This is a genomic window from Chryseobacterium echinoideorum (assembly GCF_007474535.1).
Classification (GTDB): domain Bacteria; phylum Bacteroidota; class Bacteroidia; order Flavobacteriales; family Weeksellaceae; genus Chryseobacterium; species Chryseobacterium echinoideorum.
Window position 1 is genome coordinate 26,563 of the sequence record NZ_VKNW01000001.1, and the last position, 19,930, is coordinate 46,492.

General features: G+C 34.9%; 15 protein-coding genes and 2 tRNA genes. 10 read left to right on the forward strand and 7 right to left on the reverse strand.

The window, feature by feature from the left end; all coding sequences use genetic code 11:
• Positions 1-6 precede the first annotated feature (6 nt).
• From FOL89_RS00140 to FOL89_RS00155, 4 genes are all read left to right on the forward strand, one after another.
• On the forward strand, positions 7-336 hold the full coding sequence (locus FOL89_RS00140; RefSeq protein ID WP_144280831.1) for a 2Fe-2S iron-sulfur cluster-binding family protein: 330 nt from the start codon (positions 7-9) through the stop codon (positions 334-336).
• Positions 337-577: 241 nt separating this feature from the next.
• Positions 578-652, forward strand: a tRNA-Pro gene (locus FOL89_RS00145).
• 32 nt (positions 653-684) lie between these two features.
• Positions 685-758, forward strand: a tRNA-Arg gene (locus tag FOL89_RS00150).
• 345 nt (positions 759-1,103) lie between these two features.
• Positions 1,104-2,129 (forward strand): L,D-transpeptidase, encoded by a 1,026-nt coding sequence (locus FOL89_RS00155; RefSeq protein ID WP_144280832.1) that lies wholly within the window; start codon positions 1,104-1,106, stop codon positions 2,127-2,129.
• Here FOL89_RS00155 and FOL89_RS00160 read toward each other — a convergent pair.
• From FOL89_RS00160 to FOL89_RS00170, 3 genes are all read right to left on the reverse strand, one after another.
• On the reverse strand, positions 2,126-2,650 hold the full coding sequence (locus tag FOL89_RS00160) for a hypothetical protein (protein WP_144280833.1): 525 nt from the start codon (positions 2,648-2,650) through the stop codon (positions 2,126-2,128). The genes FOL89_RS00155 and FOL89_RS00160 overlap by 4 nt on opposite strands.
• Before the next feature lies 1 nt (position 2,651).
• The gene (locus FOL89_RS00165; protein ID WP_144280834.1) at positions 2,652-3,974 is read right to left on the reverse strand and encodes a PDZ domain-containing protein; all 1,323 of its coding nucleotides are present in this window, start codon (positions 3,972-3,974) and stop codon (positions 2,652-2,654) included.
• Between the two features lie 66 nt (positions 3,975-4,040).
• Positions 4,041-4,676, reverse strand: coding sequence for an alpha/beta hydrolase (locus FOL89_RS00170; RefSeq protein WP_144280835.1), 636 nt, complete (start codon positions 4,674-4,676; stop codon positions 4,041-4,043).
• Positions 4,677-4,870: 194 nt separating this feature from the next.
• Here FOL89_RS00170 and FOL89_RS00175 point away from each other — a divergent pair, with 194 nt between their 5' ends.
• Positions 4,871-5,317 carry a hypothetical protein gene (locus tag FOL89_RS00175; protein ID WP_144280836.1) on the forward strand — a complete coding sequence of 149 codons (447 nt, stop codon included), beginning with the start codon at positions 4,871-4,873 and terminating at the stop codon, positions 5,315-5,317.
• A 65-nt stretch (positions 5,318-5,382) separates the two neighbouring features.
• On the opposite strand, the gene tyrS is transcribed toward FOL89_RS00175, so the two are convergent.
• The 4 genes from tyrS to FOL89_RS00195 all read right to left on the reverse strand — a co-directional run bounded on the left by tyrS (position 5,383) and on the right by FOL89_RS00195 (position 9,481).
• Positions 5,383-6,678: a tyrosine--tRNA ligase gene (gene tyrS / locus FOL89_RS00180; protein WP_144280837.1), complete on the reverse strand. Its 1,296-nt coding sequence runs from the start codon at positions 6,676-6,678 to the stop codon at positions 5,383-5,385.
• Between the two features lie 95 nt (positions 6,679-6,773).
• Entirely contained in the window at positions 6,774-7,499 is a 726-nt protein-coding gene (locus tag FOL89_RS00185; protein WP_144280838.1) for an ABC transporter substrate-binding protein, read from the reverse strand.
• A gap of 24 nt (positions 7,500-7,523) precedes the next feature.
• Positions 7,524-8,846, reverse strand: coding sequence for a magnesium transporter (mgtE, locus tag FOL89_RS00190; RefSeq protein WP_144280839.1), 1,323 nt, complete (start codon positions 8,844-8,846; stop codon positions 7,524-7,526).
• 77 nt (positions 8,847-8,923) lie between these two features.
• Positions 8,924-9,481 (reverse strand): pyruvate decarboxylase, encoded by a 558-nt coding sequence (locus tag FOL89_RS00195; RefSeq protein ID WP_144280840.1) that lies wholly within the window; start codon positions 9,479-9,481, stop codon positions 8,924-8,926.
• Positions 9,482-9,640: 159 nt separating this feature from the next.
• Here FOL89_RS00195 and rpsO point away from each other — a divergent pair, with 159 nt between their 5' ends.
• The 5 genes from rpsO to FOL89_RS00220 all read left to right on the forward strand — a co-directional run bounded on the left by rpsO (position 9,641) and on the right by FOL89_RS00220 (position 19,865).
• Entirely contained in the window at positions 9,641-9,910 is a 270-nt protein-coding gene (rpsO, locus tag FOL89_RS00200; RefSeq protein ID WP_089745669.1) for a 30S ribosomal protein S15, read from the forward strand.
• Between the two features lie 128 nt (positions 9,911-10,038).
• Positions 10,039-11,235: an acyloxyacyl hydrolase gene (locus FOL89_RS00205; RefSeq protein WP_144280841.1), complete on the forward strand. Its 1,197-nt coding sequence runs from the start codon at positions 10,039-10,041 to the stop codon at positions 11,233-11,235.
• Between the two features lie 121 nt (positions 11,236-11,356).
• Complete coding sequence (locus FOL89_RS00210) at positions 11,357-13,582, forward strand: polyribonucleotide nucleotidyltransferase (RefSeq protein ID WP_144280842.1); 2,226 nt, start codon at positions 11,357-11,359, stop codon at positions 13,580-13,582.
• Between the two features lie 518 nt (positions 13,583-14,100).
• The gene (locus FOL89_RS00215) at positions 14,101-14,535 is read left to right on the forward strand and encodes a cold-shock protein (RefSeq protein WP_144280843.1); all 435 of its coding nucleotides are present in this window, start codon (positions 14,101-14,103) and stop codon (positions 14,533-14,535) included.
• A 626-nt stretch (positions 14,536-15,161) separates the two neighbouring features.
• The gene (locus FOL89_RS00220) at positions 15,162-19,865 is read left to right on the forward strand and encodes a hypothetical protein (protein WP_185146875.1); all 4,704 of its coding nucleotides are present in this window, start codon (positions 15,162-15,164) and stop codon (positions 19,863-19,865) included.
• Positions 19,866-19,930 lie beyond the last annotated feature (65 nt).

The window sequence follows — 19,930 nt, forward strand, 5'->3', positions numbered from 1 at the left end:
TGAATTATGTCAGATATAAATATTAAAATTACAGATAGGGAAGGTGTTACACATGATATAGTGGCACCTACGGATATGTCAATGAATTTAATGGAGATTATCCGGTCTTATGAATTGGCAGAGGAAGGTACTATCGGAGTTTGCGGAGGAATGGCGATGTGTGCTTCTTGTCAGGTATACGTAATCAATAACCCGGGACTAGAAGAAATGGGAGATGAAGAAGATGCAATGTTGGGTGAGGCTTTTCACGTACAGGAAAATAGCAGATTAGGCTGTCAGCTTCATATATGTTCAGAAATGGAAGGTCTGGAGGTAGAAATTGCCCCATATCCTTAGTTATAATATCAAACTTATTCATAAAAGCCGTTTCATTGCAATGAAACGGCTTTTATTAGGTTAAAAGACATCGTGAAATTCATTGTTATAATGAATTGATAATTATAAACTTACATATAAACAAGTTTTATTTTTCTGAAAGGTTTAAAATTATCTTAGATTTTACTTGCTTGTGTCGTAAAAAATGCGTTATTTTGCACCCACAAAAAACAAGTTACTTGTTTATGAGATGACCTCAATTCGGGGCGTAGCGTAGTCCGGTCATCGCGCCTGGTTTGGGACCAGGAGGTCGCAGGTTCGAATCCTGCCGCCCCGACAGTTTTCGATAATTTTCTCAAAATTACAAATGGGTGCGTAGCTCAGCTGGATAGAGCATCTGCCTTCTAAGCAGACGGTCAAAGGTTCGAATCCTTTCGCGCTCACAAAACCTTACAATTATTTGTAAGGTTTTTTTGTTTTAATAAGTGAAATTTTTTAAATAATTCTTTTTTGCTATCCATAATTTGTGGTGATTAAAAAAAAATCTGGATTCTTTGCTGGTTGTAACTTCTTTACGAGCTTAAAAGCTGTCAGTAGTCAAAAAAAACTTGTGAAATTTACAGAATTAAATATTATGGTTAATAACAGATCAACAATATTCTTTTAATAATTTAAACGATACTATATATTGAAACTTACCATAAAGTTAAATAGTATTATATTTCTTAGTAATTTAGGTCTGATATTTGCAAATTACATCGCAGATTCAAACGAATTATTTTATTTATATGACAAAATATGCCTTAACTAAATCCTTCTTCTATACTTTGCTTTTTGCATTATTTATTACTTCGTGTAAGAAAGAAGAATCTAATGATATTAATAATCAAACATCTACTGCTTCGGAAGCGATTGCCCAAAGCGAAGCTGATCCAGATTCTATAAAAACAGAGGAGGCAGAGAAATCTGCTCCTCCGGTAATTCAGAAAAATGGGTTTTATAATGCGCTTGCCATTCCGAAAGAAAAGAAAAAGCGTGATTCTGTTTATGCGGCTTTTAGTAAGAAATTTAATGAAAAGGAACGCTATGCAATATTAGCTTTAAATAGACTAGATTCCAAAAATAAATGGAATTCAGACACATTAGTAGTTCCTTCAAAAATTGATACGACACTAATGTCTTATTCGCCATTTCCACTTCAGCTAGATGTATTAAACGAGGTGAAAAAAATTGTTGTTTTTTCCTATCCAATTCAGGCATATGCAGTTTACTCTAATGGAACTTTAGTGAAATGGGGACCTACAAGTATGGGTAAAAAAACGGCAAAGACCGACAGGGGGCTTATGTTTGCCAACTGGAAAAAAAAGCTGGCAATTTCTACCGTAAAAAGCGAGTGGAAACTTCCTTACAATTTTAATATTCACAATACGCATGGTATTGGATGGCATCAGTATGATCTTCCGGGATATCCTGCTTCTCACTCATGTCTGAGACTTTTAAAGAAAGATGCGATATGGCTTTACAGCTACGCAGATACATGGATTTTAAATCCTGGTGGCGCAACTACAAAAGCTAAAGGAACGCCGGTTATAGTTTTTGGCGACTATCCTTGGGGGAAAAGAAAACCGTGGAGAAAACTTTTAGATGACCCTAATGCAAATAACATTTCCGTGGAAGAAATGACTGAAATTGTGCAGCCACATATTGAAAAAATGATCAATGAACAAAACAACAGAGAAAAAGTGGCAGACTCTATTAAAGCAGCAAAAGAGTCTGAAGCAGCTTTAACAGAAACTGAATCCGTGGGAAATTAATTGTTTTTCTCAAACTGAAGCGTAGAGTTTTCTGCGAAATTTCTGAGCTTTTGCATTTCTTCTTTGGCTTTATGCTGACCCAGTCGGGCGGCGGTATAGGTGGCTGCAATTAGTATCAGCATTACAAAAGAGGCATTCAATGCCCAGGGAAATTCATGACTGTTGATTTGTGATTCTACGTAATACATGGTGAAAAATGTCATCCACATAATAGAAAATAGAAAGTATAAAAACATAAAGAAAGTCCAGACGGCAGAGCTGGGACCAAAAACACCTCTTATAACCGTAACTCCTTCATCTATTTCAGTTCTTAAAGAAAGACAAGGCTTCCAATAGTTGTCTTCTTTTGTAAAGACAGTAATTGTAGCCATTTCTTTATTAATATTTCCTCTGAATTCATCTTTATGTTCCGATAAATATTTTTTTAGATTCTCAGCATACTCTTCTTTTGTGAGATTGGTAAACATTTTAAATCTGGGACGATTCCGGATTTTATCTAAGGTTGATTCTTGTGTTTCCATATTAATCTTGATAAGGGATTGGGTCTTCCAAAACGAAAGAGAATTCCATTTGTAATCCTTTTCGTGTAATGGTCATTCTGATCGTTTTTCCTTCCTCAGATTTCATCATTTCCATAATCTTATGTAAGGTCATATCCAATGTTTTTTTTCCGTTAATGAATATAAGCTGATCATCTTTCATCAAACCCGCTTTGTAAGCGGGAGAATCTTTTCTCACTCCGGCAACGGAAAAAAGGGGTTTTAATATAAATTTATATTGAAGATTATTGTTAAATGTCTGTATCTCTCCAAATTTATTCTTGTTATTGGTTTCTAATGTAAGAAAATCTTTTTCCCATTGCATCCCATCTTGCTTAAAATCTAATCCGCTCATATTAAAATGAAACGGATTTTCAAAATTTCGATTTTTTCGGAGATAAATTTTTTCTTTTTTGTAATCGAAGGCTACGGTAAATCTGCTCATAATATCTCCGCCTATGGAGCCATTTCGGTCTTTCACCAGATTGATATGCTGAATAGAAAATTCATCAGGCATTGCAGTTAATGGCTTTGAAAATTTATAATTCCCGAGATAGAAATTATGAATACGGCTTCGTTTGCCATAAATATCACCATTAAATCCCCTTCCTAAATAATCTTCTATGTTGGGTCGGTTATATACAAAATCTTTAATGAGTTTGGGAAATAGCCAAATTGGGTCACTGTTTCCCAAGTCAATCAAAAGCTTTGAATCTTTCTTTTCATGAGTCATTTCTACACCGGCGGTAATGTATGGCTTTACTTTTTCTACGGAAATTTCCAGTTGATTAAAGTTTTTTATTTTCTTTTTAAACAGCTTTTCATCGTTATAAACCGTGATTTTTTTTGATATATAATCAATCATAACAGGATGGTTTTTAAAAAAATGATATCCGATTATGCCGTTTACGGGAATTCCCACATGAGGAGAAATATTGAACTCTTCGTCCAGAATAATGTAAAGCAAAAGAGAATTATTAATGTAGTCTTTTCCTATTTTTCCAATGTTGTGATCAGATTTGAATCCATCAATAACTTTTGTTCCTCCTAATCCGGAAAATCTTGTTTTTTCCGTAGAGGTAAGTTGCATTTCTTTATTGTCTAGGCTAAATATAGTAGTTTCTACAACGCCGGTATCAAGTAAAAATGTAAGTTCAACTCCATTTACAGTAACTGGAATAAAAATGAGATTATTAATTAATTTAAAAGGAATGACAACTTTTTTTGCCTCTTTAATTTCGAAATTATTTTGAGCATTGATAAAAATACTCAGGAATAATAATGATATAATGACACTCAGTTTCATATAATGAAATTAAGGAATTATTCATTACAAATAAAAAAACATTCTGATAAAGAATGTTTTTAAAATTTATTTAGAAAAAAAATCCATCAGATCCATATAGTTTTTCTGATTCACTCCGTGACCACTCATATATTCTCTGAAAGAAAAATAACAGCTTAAATCATAAAGAAGCTCGGCTGCCTTTCTGCCCCAGTCTAACGGAATAATTGCATCATCAGTACCATGAGAAATAAAAAATCTTAAGTTTTCCAGTTTCTTTTTATCTCTTACAATATCAGTCAATAACTTCTCCTCCGGATAACAGCTGAGACAAGCCACAAGGTTAAATAATTCAGGATATCTGAGAGCTAGTGAATAACACAAAATCCCACCTTGGCTAAAACCGCAAAGATGAGTTTTACCGGTAAGCCCATAATTGTTGATAATTGCCATGATGTGCTCTGTAACTGCCTGAAGAGCTTCATTTGCCTGTTCTACATCTACAAATTTATCGGGATTATTAAAGTCTATATCATACCATGAAAACCCTTCAAACTCCGTGGAATGAGGAGCTCTAAAGCTTACAATGATCCAATCAGCAGGAAGGCTTTCTCTGAAACTGAAAAGATCCTGCTCATTGCTGCCGTATCCATGAAGCATGAATAAAATTGGCGTGCTTGAAGTGATGTTTTCCGGCTCTCTTACGATGTAATTCAAATTCATACAGCAAAGATAAATATATTTATATTTGAGAAAAGATTTTTTAAAATCGACTTTACATAAACCTATGGTGGTCGACGTAAAACCTTTTGTTGATTTGATATTAATTATAAATCATTATTAGAAATTTTTCATAAAAGCTATTTTTATATTGATAAAAAACCTATATTTGAAACATTAAAAATCTATTTGGAGAAATGAAGAAATTTTACAAATCAAAAAATTTACTTAGACTTTCATTTTTAGCAGTACTATTATTTTCTGTAGTTACTGTATTTAATTCTTGTAAAGATGATGACGAAGAGCAGTTTCAGGATCACCTTGTACAGTTTGAAGCCAAGATAGTTCCGGGCGGAACGACTCCTCCTACACCTCCTATTGAGCTTTTCAAAACAGTTGTTACTCAGGTGGGAACCAAACAGGAAACGATATTTGCTCCTAAAGGTCTTACGTGGACAAGCGGAGACTTTTTTGTGAATTCGAGCCAGTCACAATTGAATTTTGCTGCCAACGCAACACTTCTTCATCCTGACGATACGCTTACAGTTACTATTTATATTGATGGGGAAGTAGCGAAGACAGCTACTGTTACCGGAACAGGAGAAAAAAGCGTAGCTGTCGCACACAGTTTCTTAGAATTATAAATCTTATTAATTAGTATATAAAAAAAACCGCTGTAAGGCGGTTTTTTTAATTATATGCTGTATTCCTAGATTGCTTTTACGATGAAATAGTTTTTCTTTCCTTTTTGAAGAAGCAAAAATTTACCGTCGATAAGATCACTTTCATGAGCAGTGTATACTTCGTTCACTTTTTCTTTGTTTACAGAAATCGCATTACCTTTCAACTCTCTTGATGCTTCACTTTTAGATTTTAGAAAACTGGTTTTTTCAGATAACAGATCAACAATATTTACTCCCAACACCTCATTCTTTAAAATTTCTTTCTGGGGAACACCATCAAAAATTTCAAGGAAAATTTCTTCATCCAGATTTACCAAGTCTTCAGCGGTAGATTTCCCAAAAAGAATTTCAGAAGCTTTCACTGCTTTTTCATATTCATCTACACCATGAACCCAAATAGTAACTTCTTCAGCCAGTTTTTTCTGAAGTTTTCTTTCGTGAGGAGTAGTTTGATGTTCTTCAATTAGATTTTCAATTTCCTGTTTTGGTAAAAAAGTGTAGAACTTTATAAATCTTTCTGCATCTGTATCAGTTGCATTGAGCCAAAACTGGTAAAACTTGTATGGAGAAGTTTTCTTTTTATCAAGCCAGTAATTTTCTCCGCTTTCGGATTTTCCAAATTTTGAGCCGTCTGCTTTTGTAATCAAAGGAACAGTCAGTGCAAATGCTTCTCCTTGTGCTTTTCTTCTGATCAGCTCAGTTCCTGTAGTAATATTTCCCCATTGATCCGAACCTCCCATCTGAAGTTTTACATTGTTATTTTGGTATAAATGTAAAAAATCGTATCCCTGAATCAACTGATAAGTAAACTCGGTGAAGCTCATTCCTTCGGCTCCTGCTTCTCCGGAAAATCTTTTCTTTACAGAGTCTTTCGCCATCATGTAGTTTACTGTGATGTTTTTACCTACATTTTTTGCAAAATCAAGGAAAGATATGTTTTTCATCCAGTCATAATTATTGACCAACTCAGCTTTATTCGCTTCATTCCCTTCAAAGTTTAAAAATCTTGAAAGCTGATTTTTAAGACAATCTACATAATGCAGGAGTGTCTCCTCATCCAGAAGATTTCTTTCCGAAGATTTCCCTGACGGATCGCCGATCATTCCAGTCGCACCACCCACCAGCGCAATTGGTTTGTGCCCGTGCTGCTGAAAATGAGCAAGAATTTTAATCTGAATGAGACTTCCGATATGCAAAGAATCTGCAGTAGGATCGAATCCGATATAGGCAGTTGTCATTTCCTTATCCAGTTGTTCGTCCGTTCCGGGCATCATGTCGGCAAAAAGACCACGCCATTTCAGTTCTTCAATAAAAGAGTTCATTATTTTTCAGTTTAAAAATTAATGTGCAAAGATAGCAAACCTTTAAGAAAGTGAAGGCATTAAGATTCCATGAGCAGATTTTTTAGTGTAAATATTTAGTCAAACTCAGCAATGAGTTTTTTGAAATAATTTTCACATTTTGCAATATGTGTTCCGTACCATGAAAATGCCTCACCGTCTACAATGATTATTTTTTTATCAGGATAAATTTCCTTTAGTTCCAGAATATGTTTTTCTTTAAAAGGAAATGGCTCAGAGGAAAGCATAATGACATCGGCTTCCCTCAGATCAGCAATTTCTATTTCGGGATATCGTGTTTTGTTTTTAAAGATATTTTCAAAACCAATTTCTGATAAGACATGATGAATAAAGGTGTCGGAACCGACTGTCATATAAGGGTTTTTCCAAATCAGATAGGCCGTTTTTACTTTTGATTTTAATTGAACCTGATTGAAAATTTCATAAATTTTAAGATTGAAGGTCTGTGCTTTTTCTTCTTTATTAAAAAGTAATCCCAGGTTTTTCAAAAGGTAGTAATTGTCTTCAATGGTCTCTGTGTTGTTGACGATTACTTTGAAATCTTTCATCAATTCTTCTACTTGTTCTTTGACGTTTTCTTCCTTGTTGGCAAGAATCAAATCAGGTTTAAAGCTTTTAATCTTTTTTATATTAAGATTTTTTGTACCGCCTATGATCTCAATATTTTTAATTTTTTCCGCAGGGTGAACGCAAAATTTTGTTCGTCCAATAACTTCCTTTTCGGTTAAACCCAAATCAAGTAAAGCCTCCGTAATAGAAGGAACGAGAGAGATAACTTTCATAATTCTTTAGACTTTCGCCTAAAATTACAAAAGTTTTCCGGTTAAGAACATTGCAGCAATCGTAAAATAGATAATCAACCCTGTAACATCTACCAAAGTAGCCACAAATGGAGCAGAAGAAGTTGCAGGATCAAGATTGAATTTTTTGAGAATAAACGGAACCATGGAACCCGAAATAGTACCCCAAAGTACAATCATTGCTAAAGAAATTCCTGCACTGATTCCTATAAATAGCCAGTACGTTCCGTAATCAAACCAACCGAGTTTGTGCCATATCATAATTCGTAAAAAGCCGATAACTCCAAGAAAAGTTCCTAAAACCAATCCCGTGACAATTTCTTTTTTCATTACCGTCCACCAGTCTTTCAGGGTGATTTCCTGTAAAGCCATGGCGCGGATAATCAATGTTGCTGCCTGTGAACCAGAGTTTCCGCCACTGGAAATAATTAGGGGAATAAATAATGCTAAAACAACAGCCTTTTCAATTTCATTTTCATAAAATCCCATTACAGATGCTGTAATTAGCTGTAGAAAAAAGAGAACAATCAGCCAAAGTCCGCGTTTTTTGATCATCTCAAACCAATGGGTTTGAATATAAGGGTCATCAAGCGCTTCAACTCCCCCGAATTTCTGAATATCTTCGGTGTTCTGCTGCTCAATTTGATCAAGAATATCATCAATAGTTACAATTCCTACCAAGACTCCGGCTTCGGTAATGATAGGAAGAGCTGTTCGGTCATATTTTTCAAAATATTGTACAGCATCTTCCTTAGTAGTCGTTGTGGTGATGGCTACAAAGTGATTGTCAGTAAGCTCAGAAACCAAAGTGTCTTCTTCCACCAAGAGTAAATTTCCTAGTTGCAAATCGTCTATCAAACGGTTTCTTTCATCTACAACATACAAGTGATTGATCGTTTCTACTCTCTTTCCGACTTTTTTTATTTGTTGAAGGCATCTTTTTACTGTCCATTCTTTTCTGATCTGGATGTAATAAGGCGTCATCAAACGGGCAATAGAATCAGCATCGTAGCCTAAAAGTTTTAAAGCGATTCTTCTTTCCTGAGGATTAAGATGATTGATAGAATATTTGATAAGTTCGTCCGGAAAATCCTCAAATAGAGCCGTTCTGTCGTCCGGAGTCATTTCGTTTAGAATTTCAGAAACCTCGTCACTTCCTATGCTTCGGATGGTTTCTTCCTGAAAATCAGGATCAAGATGTGAAAAAACTTCGGCTTTGTATTGCTTCGGAACTTTCAAAAATGCCAAAAGCCTTTCATCAGCAGGAAGTTCGCTGAGTCTTTCGGCAATATCGGCAGGATTAAAGATAAGTTCGTCTATAGAATTCAAAACCAGAATTTTTTTGATATGCAAAAATAATTCAAATTTTTAGAATAGGAGAATGATGGGCTAAATTTAAGGTTTATTTAAAATCCTGCTTCAGAAGATGGTTTTGTTTTTCGCAATTCTTTCAGTATACTTTTCATTGCGCCATTGGTTCCTATTTTAATGGAATTTTCTGCTGAGCCCAAAAGTCTCATGTTTTTACGATAAGTATCGTAATCAGATGAAGTGATGAGGTTTCCTTCCGCATCAAAAAGCTTCATGCTCACTACAACCTGATTAGAAAAGACATATTTCCCGAGACCTACCTTAAAATATTTTACTTTCGGGACAATAGCGAAGTCTGCATCATTATTTTTGCAGTATTCTGAAATAGTTTTGCTGTCTGCATTCTCGTAAGAAATACGTGTTTCGGATCTCAGCATTTTATTTTTACGAAAAGTGCTTATTTTGTCTGAAACAGCTGTGAAAAAAGCAAGGTTAGTAGGTTCTTTGATTTCTTCAATATCCGGATCTACTTCAGGATCAAAGTATAAAATATTTTTGGTTTTGTCATGACCGGAAACTTTCTGTGCTTTTACAGAATTAATCCCGACAATAAGAACAGCAGAAGCTGCTACAAATAATAAAATTTTCTTCATCTCTATTGAAGGTGTAAAATTACTGTCTTTTAGTGAAGTAACATAATTTAAAGAATACTTTTTTAATACGATTCAATCTATATTATCAAATTGTTGTCCAAAATAAAAAATAGTTGTACTTTTGCACCCGTTACATAATAATCATTAAACAATATTGGAATGTACTTAACATCAGAAAAAAAGGCAGAAATCTTCGCAAAGCACGGAAAATCTGCACAAGACACAGGGAGCGCTGAAGGACAGGTAGCTCTATTTACTTACAGAATCAACCACTTATCTCAACATTTGAAAGCAAATCGTCACGATTTCAATACTGAAAGATCTTTGGTAAAATTGGTAGGTAAAAGAAAAAGCTTATTAGATTATCTTAAAAAGAAAGATATTACAAGATACAGAGCAATTATTGCTGAACTTGGTCTAAGAAAATAATCTGAAGAGATTACAAAATCAAGCAACTTCGAAAGGAGTTGCTTTTTTATTTTCATTAAAAAATAGAATCAATATAAGGTTCTTCAGTAGAAATTTTTATTTTTGTTTCCCGAAAACACCCTACTTATTTGAAATACATCTACTTATATATTGCAGTTTTTATATCTTCAATGGCTTGTATGAAGGCGCAGGATAGTATTCAGAAATCAAATCTTCAGGCGACACTCAGCTTACAATATGGAAAGTTTTTAGGGACTAATGATTATCTGAAAGAGCTTAAGCATAGAAATTTTGTCGGAGCTTCTGCAGAAATTACTGTTCAGACCGATGGAAGCAAAGAGTGGCACAGAAGATTCGGAAGACCTTATTATGGAGGAGGTATTGTAGCATATGATTTTCTAAAAAACAGCGCAATGGGAGAGCCTTTCGCTGTCTACGGATCTTTTGGGGGAAGAATTAAAGAAACGCCAACTCATTCATTGAATTATAACACTCGTGCAGGATTTGCATTTAACTGGACGCCTTTTGATCTGGAAAAAGGTTATCTCAATCAGACTTTTGGCTCATCAGCGAGTATTTACATTAACTTTGGAGCAAATTATAAATATTATCTTACTAAAAATATAGATCTGGGATTAGGGTTAAATTTTAATCATTTTTCAAATGGTGCATTAAAACATCCGAATAAAGGTCTGAATACATTTACTTCTAATCTTTCTCTTACCTACCGTTTTGCTGAAAGAGAATTTGCCCCGAAAGATACTCTGTCAGCATTTGATGAATATGCAACGTTGGATATGAATGTATTTGGCGGAATAAGACATTCTATTTTTTTTGGAAAGGATGAAGGATTTGAATACGAAGATGTAGATTTAGTAGAAAAGTTTAAAGGAAGATATTATCAAAACTGGGGTATGGAGACTGTTTATCACAGGCAGGTTACTTATAAATCTTCTCTCGGATTAGGAATCGGCTTGATGTATGACGAAGATTACAACAATAAGTTTTATCAGGACGAAAATGGAGTGATTCAAAGTACAAAAAGATTTAAGCGAGAGCAGCTTTTACTGAATGTTTTTCCTTCTTATCGACTTTCGATTTCGAAATTTGCTATTCATTTACAGCCGGGATTTTATCTGTTTAAAAAATCTGGAGACCGCCGTTATGATAAGACAATTTTTTATCAGAGAGTTGGCTTTCAATATACCATCGGAAAAAATTTTTTGATAGGAATCGGTTTAAGATCATTTAAATTTCACAAAGCAGATTATATCGAATGGCGGTTAGGATACCGTATTTTCAATAAAAAGATAAATAATTTTTAATTCAGAGTACTATTATTATTTATAAAATATCATTTAAAACAAAAACACTAAATTTGCAACGAAATTTAGACGAAATATATTAATTTAAAGCACTCAATACGGAGTGCGTCACAACAAATTTATGAGTGTACCTCAAGCAATTACAGAGATGATTACTCTTGCAGACGGCAGAGAAATCACAATTGAAACAGGAAAACTGGCGAAACAAGCCGATGGATCTGTAGTCGTAAAAATGGGCGGAACAATGCTTTTAGCAACAATTGTAGCCAACAAAGAAGCCAACCCTGGCGTAGATTTTTTACCTTTAACAGTAGATTACAGAGAAAAATTCTATGCAGGCGGTAAAATTCCCGGAAATTTTTTCAGAAGAGAAGCGCGTCCTTCCGATCAGGAAATTTTAACAATGCGTTTGGTAGACAGGGTTCTAAGACCTTTGTTTCCTGAAGATTTTCATGCGGAAGTTCAGGTAATGATTTCATTAATATCTTATGACGGACAGTCGATTCCTGATGACTTGGCAGGTCTTGCTGCATCTTCGGCAATCGCTATTACCGATATTCCTTTCAATGGACCTATGTCTGAAGTGAGAGTCGTAAGAATTGACGGAAAACTTTCTATCAATCCTAATTTTGAAGATCTTAAAAACTCTGACCTAGATATTATGGTGGGAGCAACAAAAGATTCTATCGTAATGGTGGAAGGAGAGATGAAAGAAATCACTGAAGCAGAAATGCTTGAAGCAATAAATTTTGCTCATGCAGAAATCAAAAAACAAGTAGAAGCTCAGGAAAGATTAGCCGAAAAAGTAGGAAAGGCTTTCCCAAAAAGAGAATACAGCCACGAAGTTCATGATGAAGACATCCGTGAAAAAGTGTGGAAAGAAACCTATGATAAAGTTTACGAAGTAGCAAAAACACCATCAGCAAAAGAAGAAAGAGGTGAGAAATTCAAAGCAGTTCTGGATGAATTTCTTTCTCAGTACGTAGATAATCCTGAAGAGCTGGAAAGAATAACTCCTTTCGCAAAGGTATATTATCACGATGTTGAAAAAGAAGCGATGCGTCAGATGATTTTGAATGACAAAATCCGTCTTGATGGTCGTGATCCGGAAACAATCCGTCCAATCTGGAGCGAGATAGATTACCTTCCCGGAGCGCATGGCTCTGCCATTTTTACAAGAGGGGAGACTCAATCATTAACTGCTGTAACGCTTGGTTCTATTAAGGATGCCAACATGGTAGACAGCGTGATGACTCAGCATGATGAAAGATTTTTTCTACACTATAATTTTCCTCCATTCTCAACAGGTGAAGCAAGACCTTTGAGAGGAACTTCCAGAAGAGAAGTGGGGCACGGAAACCTGGCTCAAAGAGCTTTGGCAAACATGATTCCCGAGGAAAATCCTTATACTATCCGTATCGTTTCTGATATTTTAGAATCCAACGGTTCGTCTTCCATGGCAACAGTTTGTGCAGGAACTTTGGCATTAATGGATGCCGGAGTTCAGATTGCAAAGCCTGTTTCCGGAATTGCAATGGGATTGGTAACAGATGTAAAAACAGGGAAATATACTGTTCTTTCTGATATTCTTGGAGATGAGGATCACCTTGGAGATATGGACTTTAAAGTAACCGGAACAGCAGACGGAATCACCGCTTGTCAGATGGATATCAAAATTCAGGGGCTTTCTATGGATATTATGGAGAAAGCGCTTTTACAGGCTAAAGACGGAAGAATTCATATTTTAAATAAAATTACTGAAACAATTGCTGAGCCAAGAGAAGATGTGAAACCTCACGCTCCGAAAATGGTAATGATGGAAATCCCTAAAGATTTCATCGGTGCAGTGATCGGACCTGGTGGAAAAATCATCCAGCAGATGCAGAAAGATACCGATACAGTGATTGCCATTGAAGAAGTTGGTGAGATCGGAAGAATCGAAATTTCCGGTGTTAGCAGAGAGAAAATCAACGAGGCGATTGCGAAGATCAACGAAATTACTTTTGTACCGGTTGTAGGTGAAGTTTACCAGGGGAAAGTAGTGAAAGTGATGGATTTTGGAGCTTTTGTAGCGATTGCTAAAGGTACTGAAGGTCTACTTCATATTTCTGAAATTGAGTGGGCTCGTCTTGATAAAGTTCCTTACAAGGAAGGTGACGAAGTCGAAGTAAAGTTTATGGGCTATGATGACCGTAAGAAAATGAAGCTTTCAAGAAAAGTTTTGTTACCGAGACCACCAAGACCGGAGAAGAAAGAAGGTGAGCAAAGAGGTCCGAGACCTGAAAAGAAGGTTAATCCGGAAGGCAGAGATCAGCCGGGAGAACACAAGCCTTTGAACGAAGCTTAAGATTATTATAATCAATGATATTAAAAACCACCGTAATTCGGTGGTTTTTGTGTTATTTGATGAAATTATATATGGATATCATGATAAATAAAACCAAACAAGAATTTTGTTTGTTTATAGATTAAGAGCCTGCTAACTCGCAAAATGTTCGGACGGACAGTCTGTTTTTTTAAAGCAAAAATTTAAAATGATAAGTCGCTGAAATTTAAAAACTTATTGCAGAATACGATTTCCAAAAATATTTGTCGTATATTTGCATAAGCAATTAATAGAAAGGTTTTCAGCTTTTACTTCAGTTTAAGTTTAAAACAATTATTTTTTCTCTCAGTTTTCACATTTCAGATGCTGCTGTTTATTTCATAAAAATACTGTGCCGGCAATCTTTTATTCATTACTGAAAAACAATAGACTACCTTTCTGATTTAATCGGGAAATGTATTTGGGTAGAATGGGGTTAAACTTCAGCATGAAGTTTTATCTTTTATATCAACACGTAACTAATAAATTTTTACATATATATGGCGGATTCTTTCTCTAAAAAAGAAAATTTTAAGAAAAAAGTACAAAAAGCAAAAGAAAAAGCTCAGAAAAGAGAAGAGCGTAAAACAAGCAACAATAAAGGCAAAAGCCTTGATGACATGATTATGTACGTGGATGCAAACGGTCAGCTGACCAGCACTCCACCAGACAAAAACAATGATGAGGATTTTGACATCAACAACATTCAGTTGGGAGCTGCTCCTATTGAAGCTGAGGAAACCATGAAAACCGGAATTGTAACATTTTTCAGTGAAAAAGGTTATGGTTTTATCACGGAAGATAATTCAAAAGAAAATGTATTTTTTCACAGCAACAATTGCTTAGAACTTATCAAAAAAGGTAACAAAGTTTCTTTTGAAAAAGAAAAATCTCCGAAAGGTTTTGTTGCTGTTAACATAAGAATGGTAAAGTAAAAAATACTTAAACAAATTTATCTTTGGATGAATTTGAGCCAATAAAAATTAAGCCTTGATTTATTTTTAATTAAATCAAGGCTTTTTATATTATATCACAAGCTGCTTAGAAGGCATAATTAGATTGATTTTAATAGATTGAATTTTTCTTATTTGTTTGATTTTCAAATAGATGAAATTTAAAATAAACCGTTGAAGACCAGCTTAAATTATAAGGGTTTATAGTATTAATTTAGACTTGATGATTTCAGGATAATAGCATCGAATTTACCCATACTACAGCATATGTCTTTATTCTAAATTATTGTTTTTTTGTAATATCTTGATCATTAATCTCAATTTTTTTAATTCTTCATTCATTATGAATATCTCGCTTGTGTTCACGCTTGATATGTGTAGGAACAAAAAGACAATTTTTTGTTATCAATTAAAATTTAGTTAATGAGCTATTTTTTAATAAATAATATGAACTTGATATACATAATTAGTTTTTTATTTAAATATTAAAAAAAATAATATACATACAGTAATTTTTTTGATTGTGGTTTTTGGTGTAGTTGTATTGGTTTTCAATTTGTTGAGAATTGCTATAATTTTTTTACTACTTTTGCAAAAACTCAAATTAGATGATTAAAATATATTCTCTATTTATTGTCTTGTCATGTATTTTTATTAATACTGTCAAAGCTAAAGGCTTAGATAACAGTGGGGATTCACTTCAGATTAATAAAAATTCTTTAAACTATAAGAGTGTTAGTAAAAACGCTTCTGTTTTCCCCTTAGATAATTTTTCTTCATTCATCAATAATGATCCGGAAACCGATCAGGAAATCGGCAAAGCGATAGGTGCTTTTGGAGAGTTAGAAAGAAGCGGAAATTTTACAAATACCATTAATCCTAATGAACTTACAGAATTTCCGATAGGTCTTAGAGAGAATGTATCCAATGTTGAATATGGTATTGTCGTTACAAAAGCCCAATTCACTCCTGAATATGCTTTAATTAATGTATATGCAAGAGTGGTAACACCGCAAGCTGGTACAGAAGGAGGAAGGAGAACCCTTTATTTTGGTGCTGAAGGAGTTAAACTTTCCTATGGAGGAAAAATTATCGGCGATGCAAAACTTTCATTACTTGGAGACATTAATATTCCTTTTAACCAAAACCAATGGATGCTTACTCTTGAGGGAGGAATGATCAATAAATTTAATGGACAAAGTATAAATGATAAAACCTATGTCGTCATTGACTGTGATGGAATCAAAGAACTGTCATTAAAAGGAAATGTTCAGATTTCCCGAAACGTTCTGGTTCCGGTAGATAGTAACGGAACTTTACTTCCTGAGATTGGAAATGATGGATTTACCAATAGAGTACGTGGTAACTTTGCTTTAAAAGCCAGTGACTGGAATGATATTTTAGTCAATGTAAGCATTACTCCTTTTGCAATCACATCACAGATCAAAAATCAGGATAAAGGTTTTTTCTCTTTCTATGTCAATAATGCCGTTCTAGATTTAAGTGACTTGAGAACAGATTCCAGTGTTCTGTTTCCGCAATATTATGCTACTCATGGATATTTGATAGGAGGAACGGAAACATGGCGTGGTCTTTATGTAGAATCATTGTATGTGGGTCTTCCACAGGAATTTAAAACAGAAGATCATATTGATAACAGAGTTTCTTTTCAGGCACAAAATCTTTTAATTGATTCCTATGGAGTTTCGGGTAGTTTCTCTGCAAATAATTTGTTTCCCTTAGAAAAAGGATTGACAAGCGAGCAAAACTCTTGGAGGTATTCTCTTGACCAGATTGGTGTAGACTTAGCGGCTTCCAAGATTATAGGAGCTAACCTAAAGGGAAAAGTCCAGTTACCTGTTCAGAAACAAAACAATGCTAATCCGAATAATAATTTACCTAATCATCTTGGTTATCAAGGAGTAATTACCGAAGAAGAATATATGATTACGGTTGCCACATTGGATGAGATCAGTTTTGATATCTGGAGTGCAAAAGCAACCATCGCACCAGGTTCTTATTTAGAATTAAAAGTTAAAAATAGAGAATTCTTACCCAAGGCAGTCCTTACCGGAACTTTGGCAATTGGAGCTAATGGAAGCCCAACTGATAATAACAGCGATCCGAATGCAAAAAAAGATGCAGATTTTAAAGGAATCCAATTTAGAGAACTTACACTCCAGACAAAAGCACCTTATGTTACCGCACAATATTTTGGGGTACAGGGAGAACAAAAACTGGTAGGCTTTCCTGCAAGTATAAAAAATATATTCGTAGAAGCAGATAATGGCTATGCCAATTTAGGTTTTGAAATCACAGTAGGTCTCCAAGAAGAGCGATTCTCCGCAACAGGAGGGATGAAAATCAATGGTTTGATTGTCAACGAAAACAATCGTCAACGATGGAAGTATAACGGATTCAATCTTACTAAATTGGGTCTGAGAAATGTAGATATAGGAGTTGCCATAGTTTCGGGAGAGTTTCAGATTATGCGTAATGACCCATTATACGGAGATGGTTTTACGGCACACTTGAATGCAAAGTTAAAGCAGTTGAATATTGAAGTCAATGTAAATGCAGCCTATGGATTCAGTACTTTTAGATATTGGGGATTTGAAGGTTCAGTAGACGGACTTAAAATTCAAGCATCTGCATTAACGATTACAGGATTTACCGGAGGAGCATTTTACAGAATGGTTCCAAACAGAGATATGTCATTAGATCCTGCATATAAAGACAAAGCTTTAGTTTTAACTCCAGACAATTCGGTTGGTTTGGCATTGAGAGCTGGAATTTATGGATCTATCGCCAGCAAAAATGCAATCAGTATTATGGCCGGTTTCAATATGTCAACCAATCCAAACGGAGGTTTAGCCAATGTTGGATTTATTGGAGAGGCATTGGTTATGGCTGATTTATCCAAGCTGATTCCCGGAGATCCTTTAGCGGGAGTTAAAGATAAGTTCAAAGAGATGACGGGGAACAATAAATTCATAAATGATCTAAAAAATAACAGCCACGTAAATTCTTTCTTAGATACACAAGTAGTGGATGATCAATATCCCATAACCAAAGATGTGAAAGGTGCTATTTATGCTAAATTGGCAATGAACTATGATTTCAACAACAGTGTTTTTCACGCCAGCTTAGATGTTTTTGTAAATATTGCCAATGGTATCATTTCTGGTATCGGACCCAATGGTAGAGCTGGTTGGGCTGTGGTACACATTGCACCAAGCGAATGGTATATGCATATTGGGACGCCAACCGATATGATAGGTCTGAAAGTTGGTTTTGGGAATTTTTCTTTACAATCCGGCAGCTATTTCATGGTCGGAAACCGTATTCCGGGAAGTCCGCCACCACCACCTGAAGTTGCTCAAATTTTAGGACTTCAACTGAGCGATATCGATTATATGAGCAGTTTAAATGCTTTAGGAGATGGAAAAGGGTTTGCTTTTGGAACCCACCTTAAGTTTGATACAGGAGATATGAATGCGTTATTCTTATATGCTCGTTTTCAGGCAGGTTTAGGAACCGATATTATGTTGAAGGACTATGGTGACGCAAAATGTTCAAACCGTGGTGGTGATCAAATAGGAATCAATGGATGGTATGCCAATGGACAGGCTTACGTTTATCTTCAGGGAGAATTGGGAATCAAAATAAAGCTTTGGTTCATTAGAAAGAAAATTCCAATTATTAAAGCGGGTGTTGCTTCTTTGCTTCAGGCAAAAGGTCCGAATCCATATTGGGTAAGAGGATATCTTGGAGGATATTATAATTTACTTGGAGGGATGATCAAAGGAAGATTCCGTTTTAAAATGGAATTCGGAGAAGAATGTGTATTAGAAAATGCCTCTGTTCTTGGAGGTGTGAAGATCATTACCGATTTAACTCCTAAAAAAGATGATACCAATGTGGATGTATTTGCCATTCCTCAGGCAACATTTGCAATGAGAGTAAATGAACCAATTGTTATTCCGGAAGATGATGGCGACCATACCTACAAAATTGTGGTTGAAAAAATGACGATTATTGATGATCAAGGAAAAGAAATAAAAGGAGTCATAGAATATGCAAACTCTAAAGATGTTGCCAATTTTGTTTCAGATGATATTCTTCCGCCAAGCAAAACATTGAAAGCAATCGCCCAGGTCAGCTTTATGGAGAAAAAGAACGGAATGTATGAAGTAGTAATGGTAGACGGACAAAAAGCGATAGAAGTTGAAGAACGTACTTTCACTACCGGAACGGCTCCTAATGTTATTCCGTTGTCGAACATCAAGTACGCTTATCCTGTAGTTGAACAGGAAAATTATTATATCCAGGAAAGTAACAACGGATACATCAAGTTGAAAAGAGGTCAGGATTATTTGTTTGATGACCCTAACTGGACAACAAAAACAGTTTTCGCCGCCGATTCTCAAACGGAAAGTAATTTCTCTTATGATGAGAATGACAATATTGTAAAGTTCAATGTTCCAAATCTTAATAAACAGAAAGATTATACTCTTGCTTTGATTGCAAAAAATAAGAATGGCGGTCAGACACAAGGTGGAAATACTACGCAGACTACTGAAACAACAACAGGAAATAACGAAGATGATTCATCAGTAACAACAGAAACAGAAACAAAAGTAGCTCAAAACCTTTCCAAAGATGGCGAGATCGACAGATTATCATTTGTATTCAGAACAAGTAAATACAACAAGATGTCTGATAAATTATCCTCTTTGAATTTTAATCCGTTATGGATCAAACTAAGTTCGGATGTCGTAACGCTTCAGAATAATATGAATGCTGATGAATATTTTGATGTTACCGAACTTACAGGAACAAAATATACAGACAACAAGCCACTTATCAATCTTACCGCTTTGATGGATGATTCTTTTGCAGGTAAATTCAAAGGATTGTTCTACGATGCTTATCCTGTTGACCAACTGATATTGGACAGAGAAGAAAACGAAGAAGATTTTGCAGGAATCCCACCTGTAAAAGCATTCCCTGTTTTCACATCATATCTGCAATACTTGGGAAGTGACAAAGGGAATGGATTTTTGAAACAAACTTTCCCATACAAATATGATCTATTCAGTTTCTACAAATCTGATTGGTATGAGCTTTTGTCCAAAGCTGCTTCCAAATATGTAGGAACTCCTATGAATGCAAGACCACAAGCCATTAATAATTTGCTTCAATCAACTTATGGAACAATACCAACTACAAAATATAAAGTAAAAGCAAAATACGTCTTACCGGGAGATAAAGCAGGTTCAGAAAAGCAGATTGATTATGAATTTAAATAATTCTGAACTTCAAACTTAAATAAGAAAATTTTTACGCGGACAAAAACACAACAATACAAAACAGA

What these genes read in the sequence shown, in the direction of transcription:
- FOL89_RS00155 (WP_144280832.1), top strand. Translation starts at nt 1,104, where the DNA reads ATGACAAAATATGCCTTAACTAAATCCTTCTTCTATACTTTGCTTTTT.
- FOL89_RS00140 (WP_144280831.1), top strand. Translation starts at nt 7, where the DNA reads ATGTCAGATATAAATATTAAAATTACAGATAGGGAAGGTGTTACACAT.
- FOL89_RS00215 (WP_144280843.1), top strand. Translation starts at nt 14,101, where the DNA reads ATGGCGGATTCTTTCTCTAAAAAAGAAAATTTTAAGAAAAAAGTACAA.
- tyrS (WP_144280837.1), bottom strand. Translation starts at nt 6,678, where the DNA reads ATGAACTCTTTTATTGAAGAACTGAAATGGCGTGGTCTTTTTGCCGAC.
- FOL89_RS00175 (WP_144280836.1), top strand. Translation starts at nt 4,871, where the DNA reads ATGAAGAAATTTTACAAATCAAAAAATTTACTTAGACTTTCATTTTTA.
- FOL89_RS00165 (WP_144280834.1), bottom strand. Translation starts at nt 3,974, where the DNA reads ATGAAACTGAGTGTCATTATATCATTATTATTCCTGAGTATTTTTATC.
- FOL89_RS00160 (WP_144280833.1), bottom strand. Translation starts at nt 2,650, where the DNA reads ATGGAAACACAAGAATCAACCTTAGATAAAATCCGGAATCGTCCCAGA.
- FOL89_RS00185 (WP_144280838.1), bottom strand. Translation starts at nt 7,499, where the DNA reads ATGAAAGTTATCTCTCTCGTTCCTTCTATTACGGAGGCTTTACTTGAT.
- FOL89_RS00170 (WP_144280835.1), bottom strand. Translation starts at nt 4,676, where the DNA reads ATGAATTTGAATTACATCGTAAGAGAGCCGGAAAACATCACTTCAAGC.
- FOL89_RS00220 (WP_185146875.1), top strand. Translation starts at nt 15,162, where the DNA reads ATGATTAAAATATATTCTCTATTTATTGTCTTGTCATGTATTTTTATT.
- rpsO (WP_089745669.1), top strand. Translation starts at nt 9,641, where the DNA reads ATGTACTTAACATCAGAAAAAAAGGCAGAAATCTTCGCAAAGCACGGA.
- FOL89_RS00195 (WP_144280840.1), bottom strand. Translation starts at nt 9,481, where the DNA reads ATGAAGAAAATTTTATTATTTGTAGCAGCTTCTGCTGTTCTTATTGTC.
- FOL89_RS00210 (WP_144280842.1), top strand. Translation starts at nt 11,357, where the DNA reads ATGAGTGTACCTCAAGCAATTACAGAGATGATTACTCTTGCAGACGGC.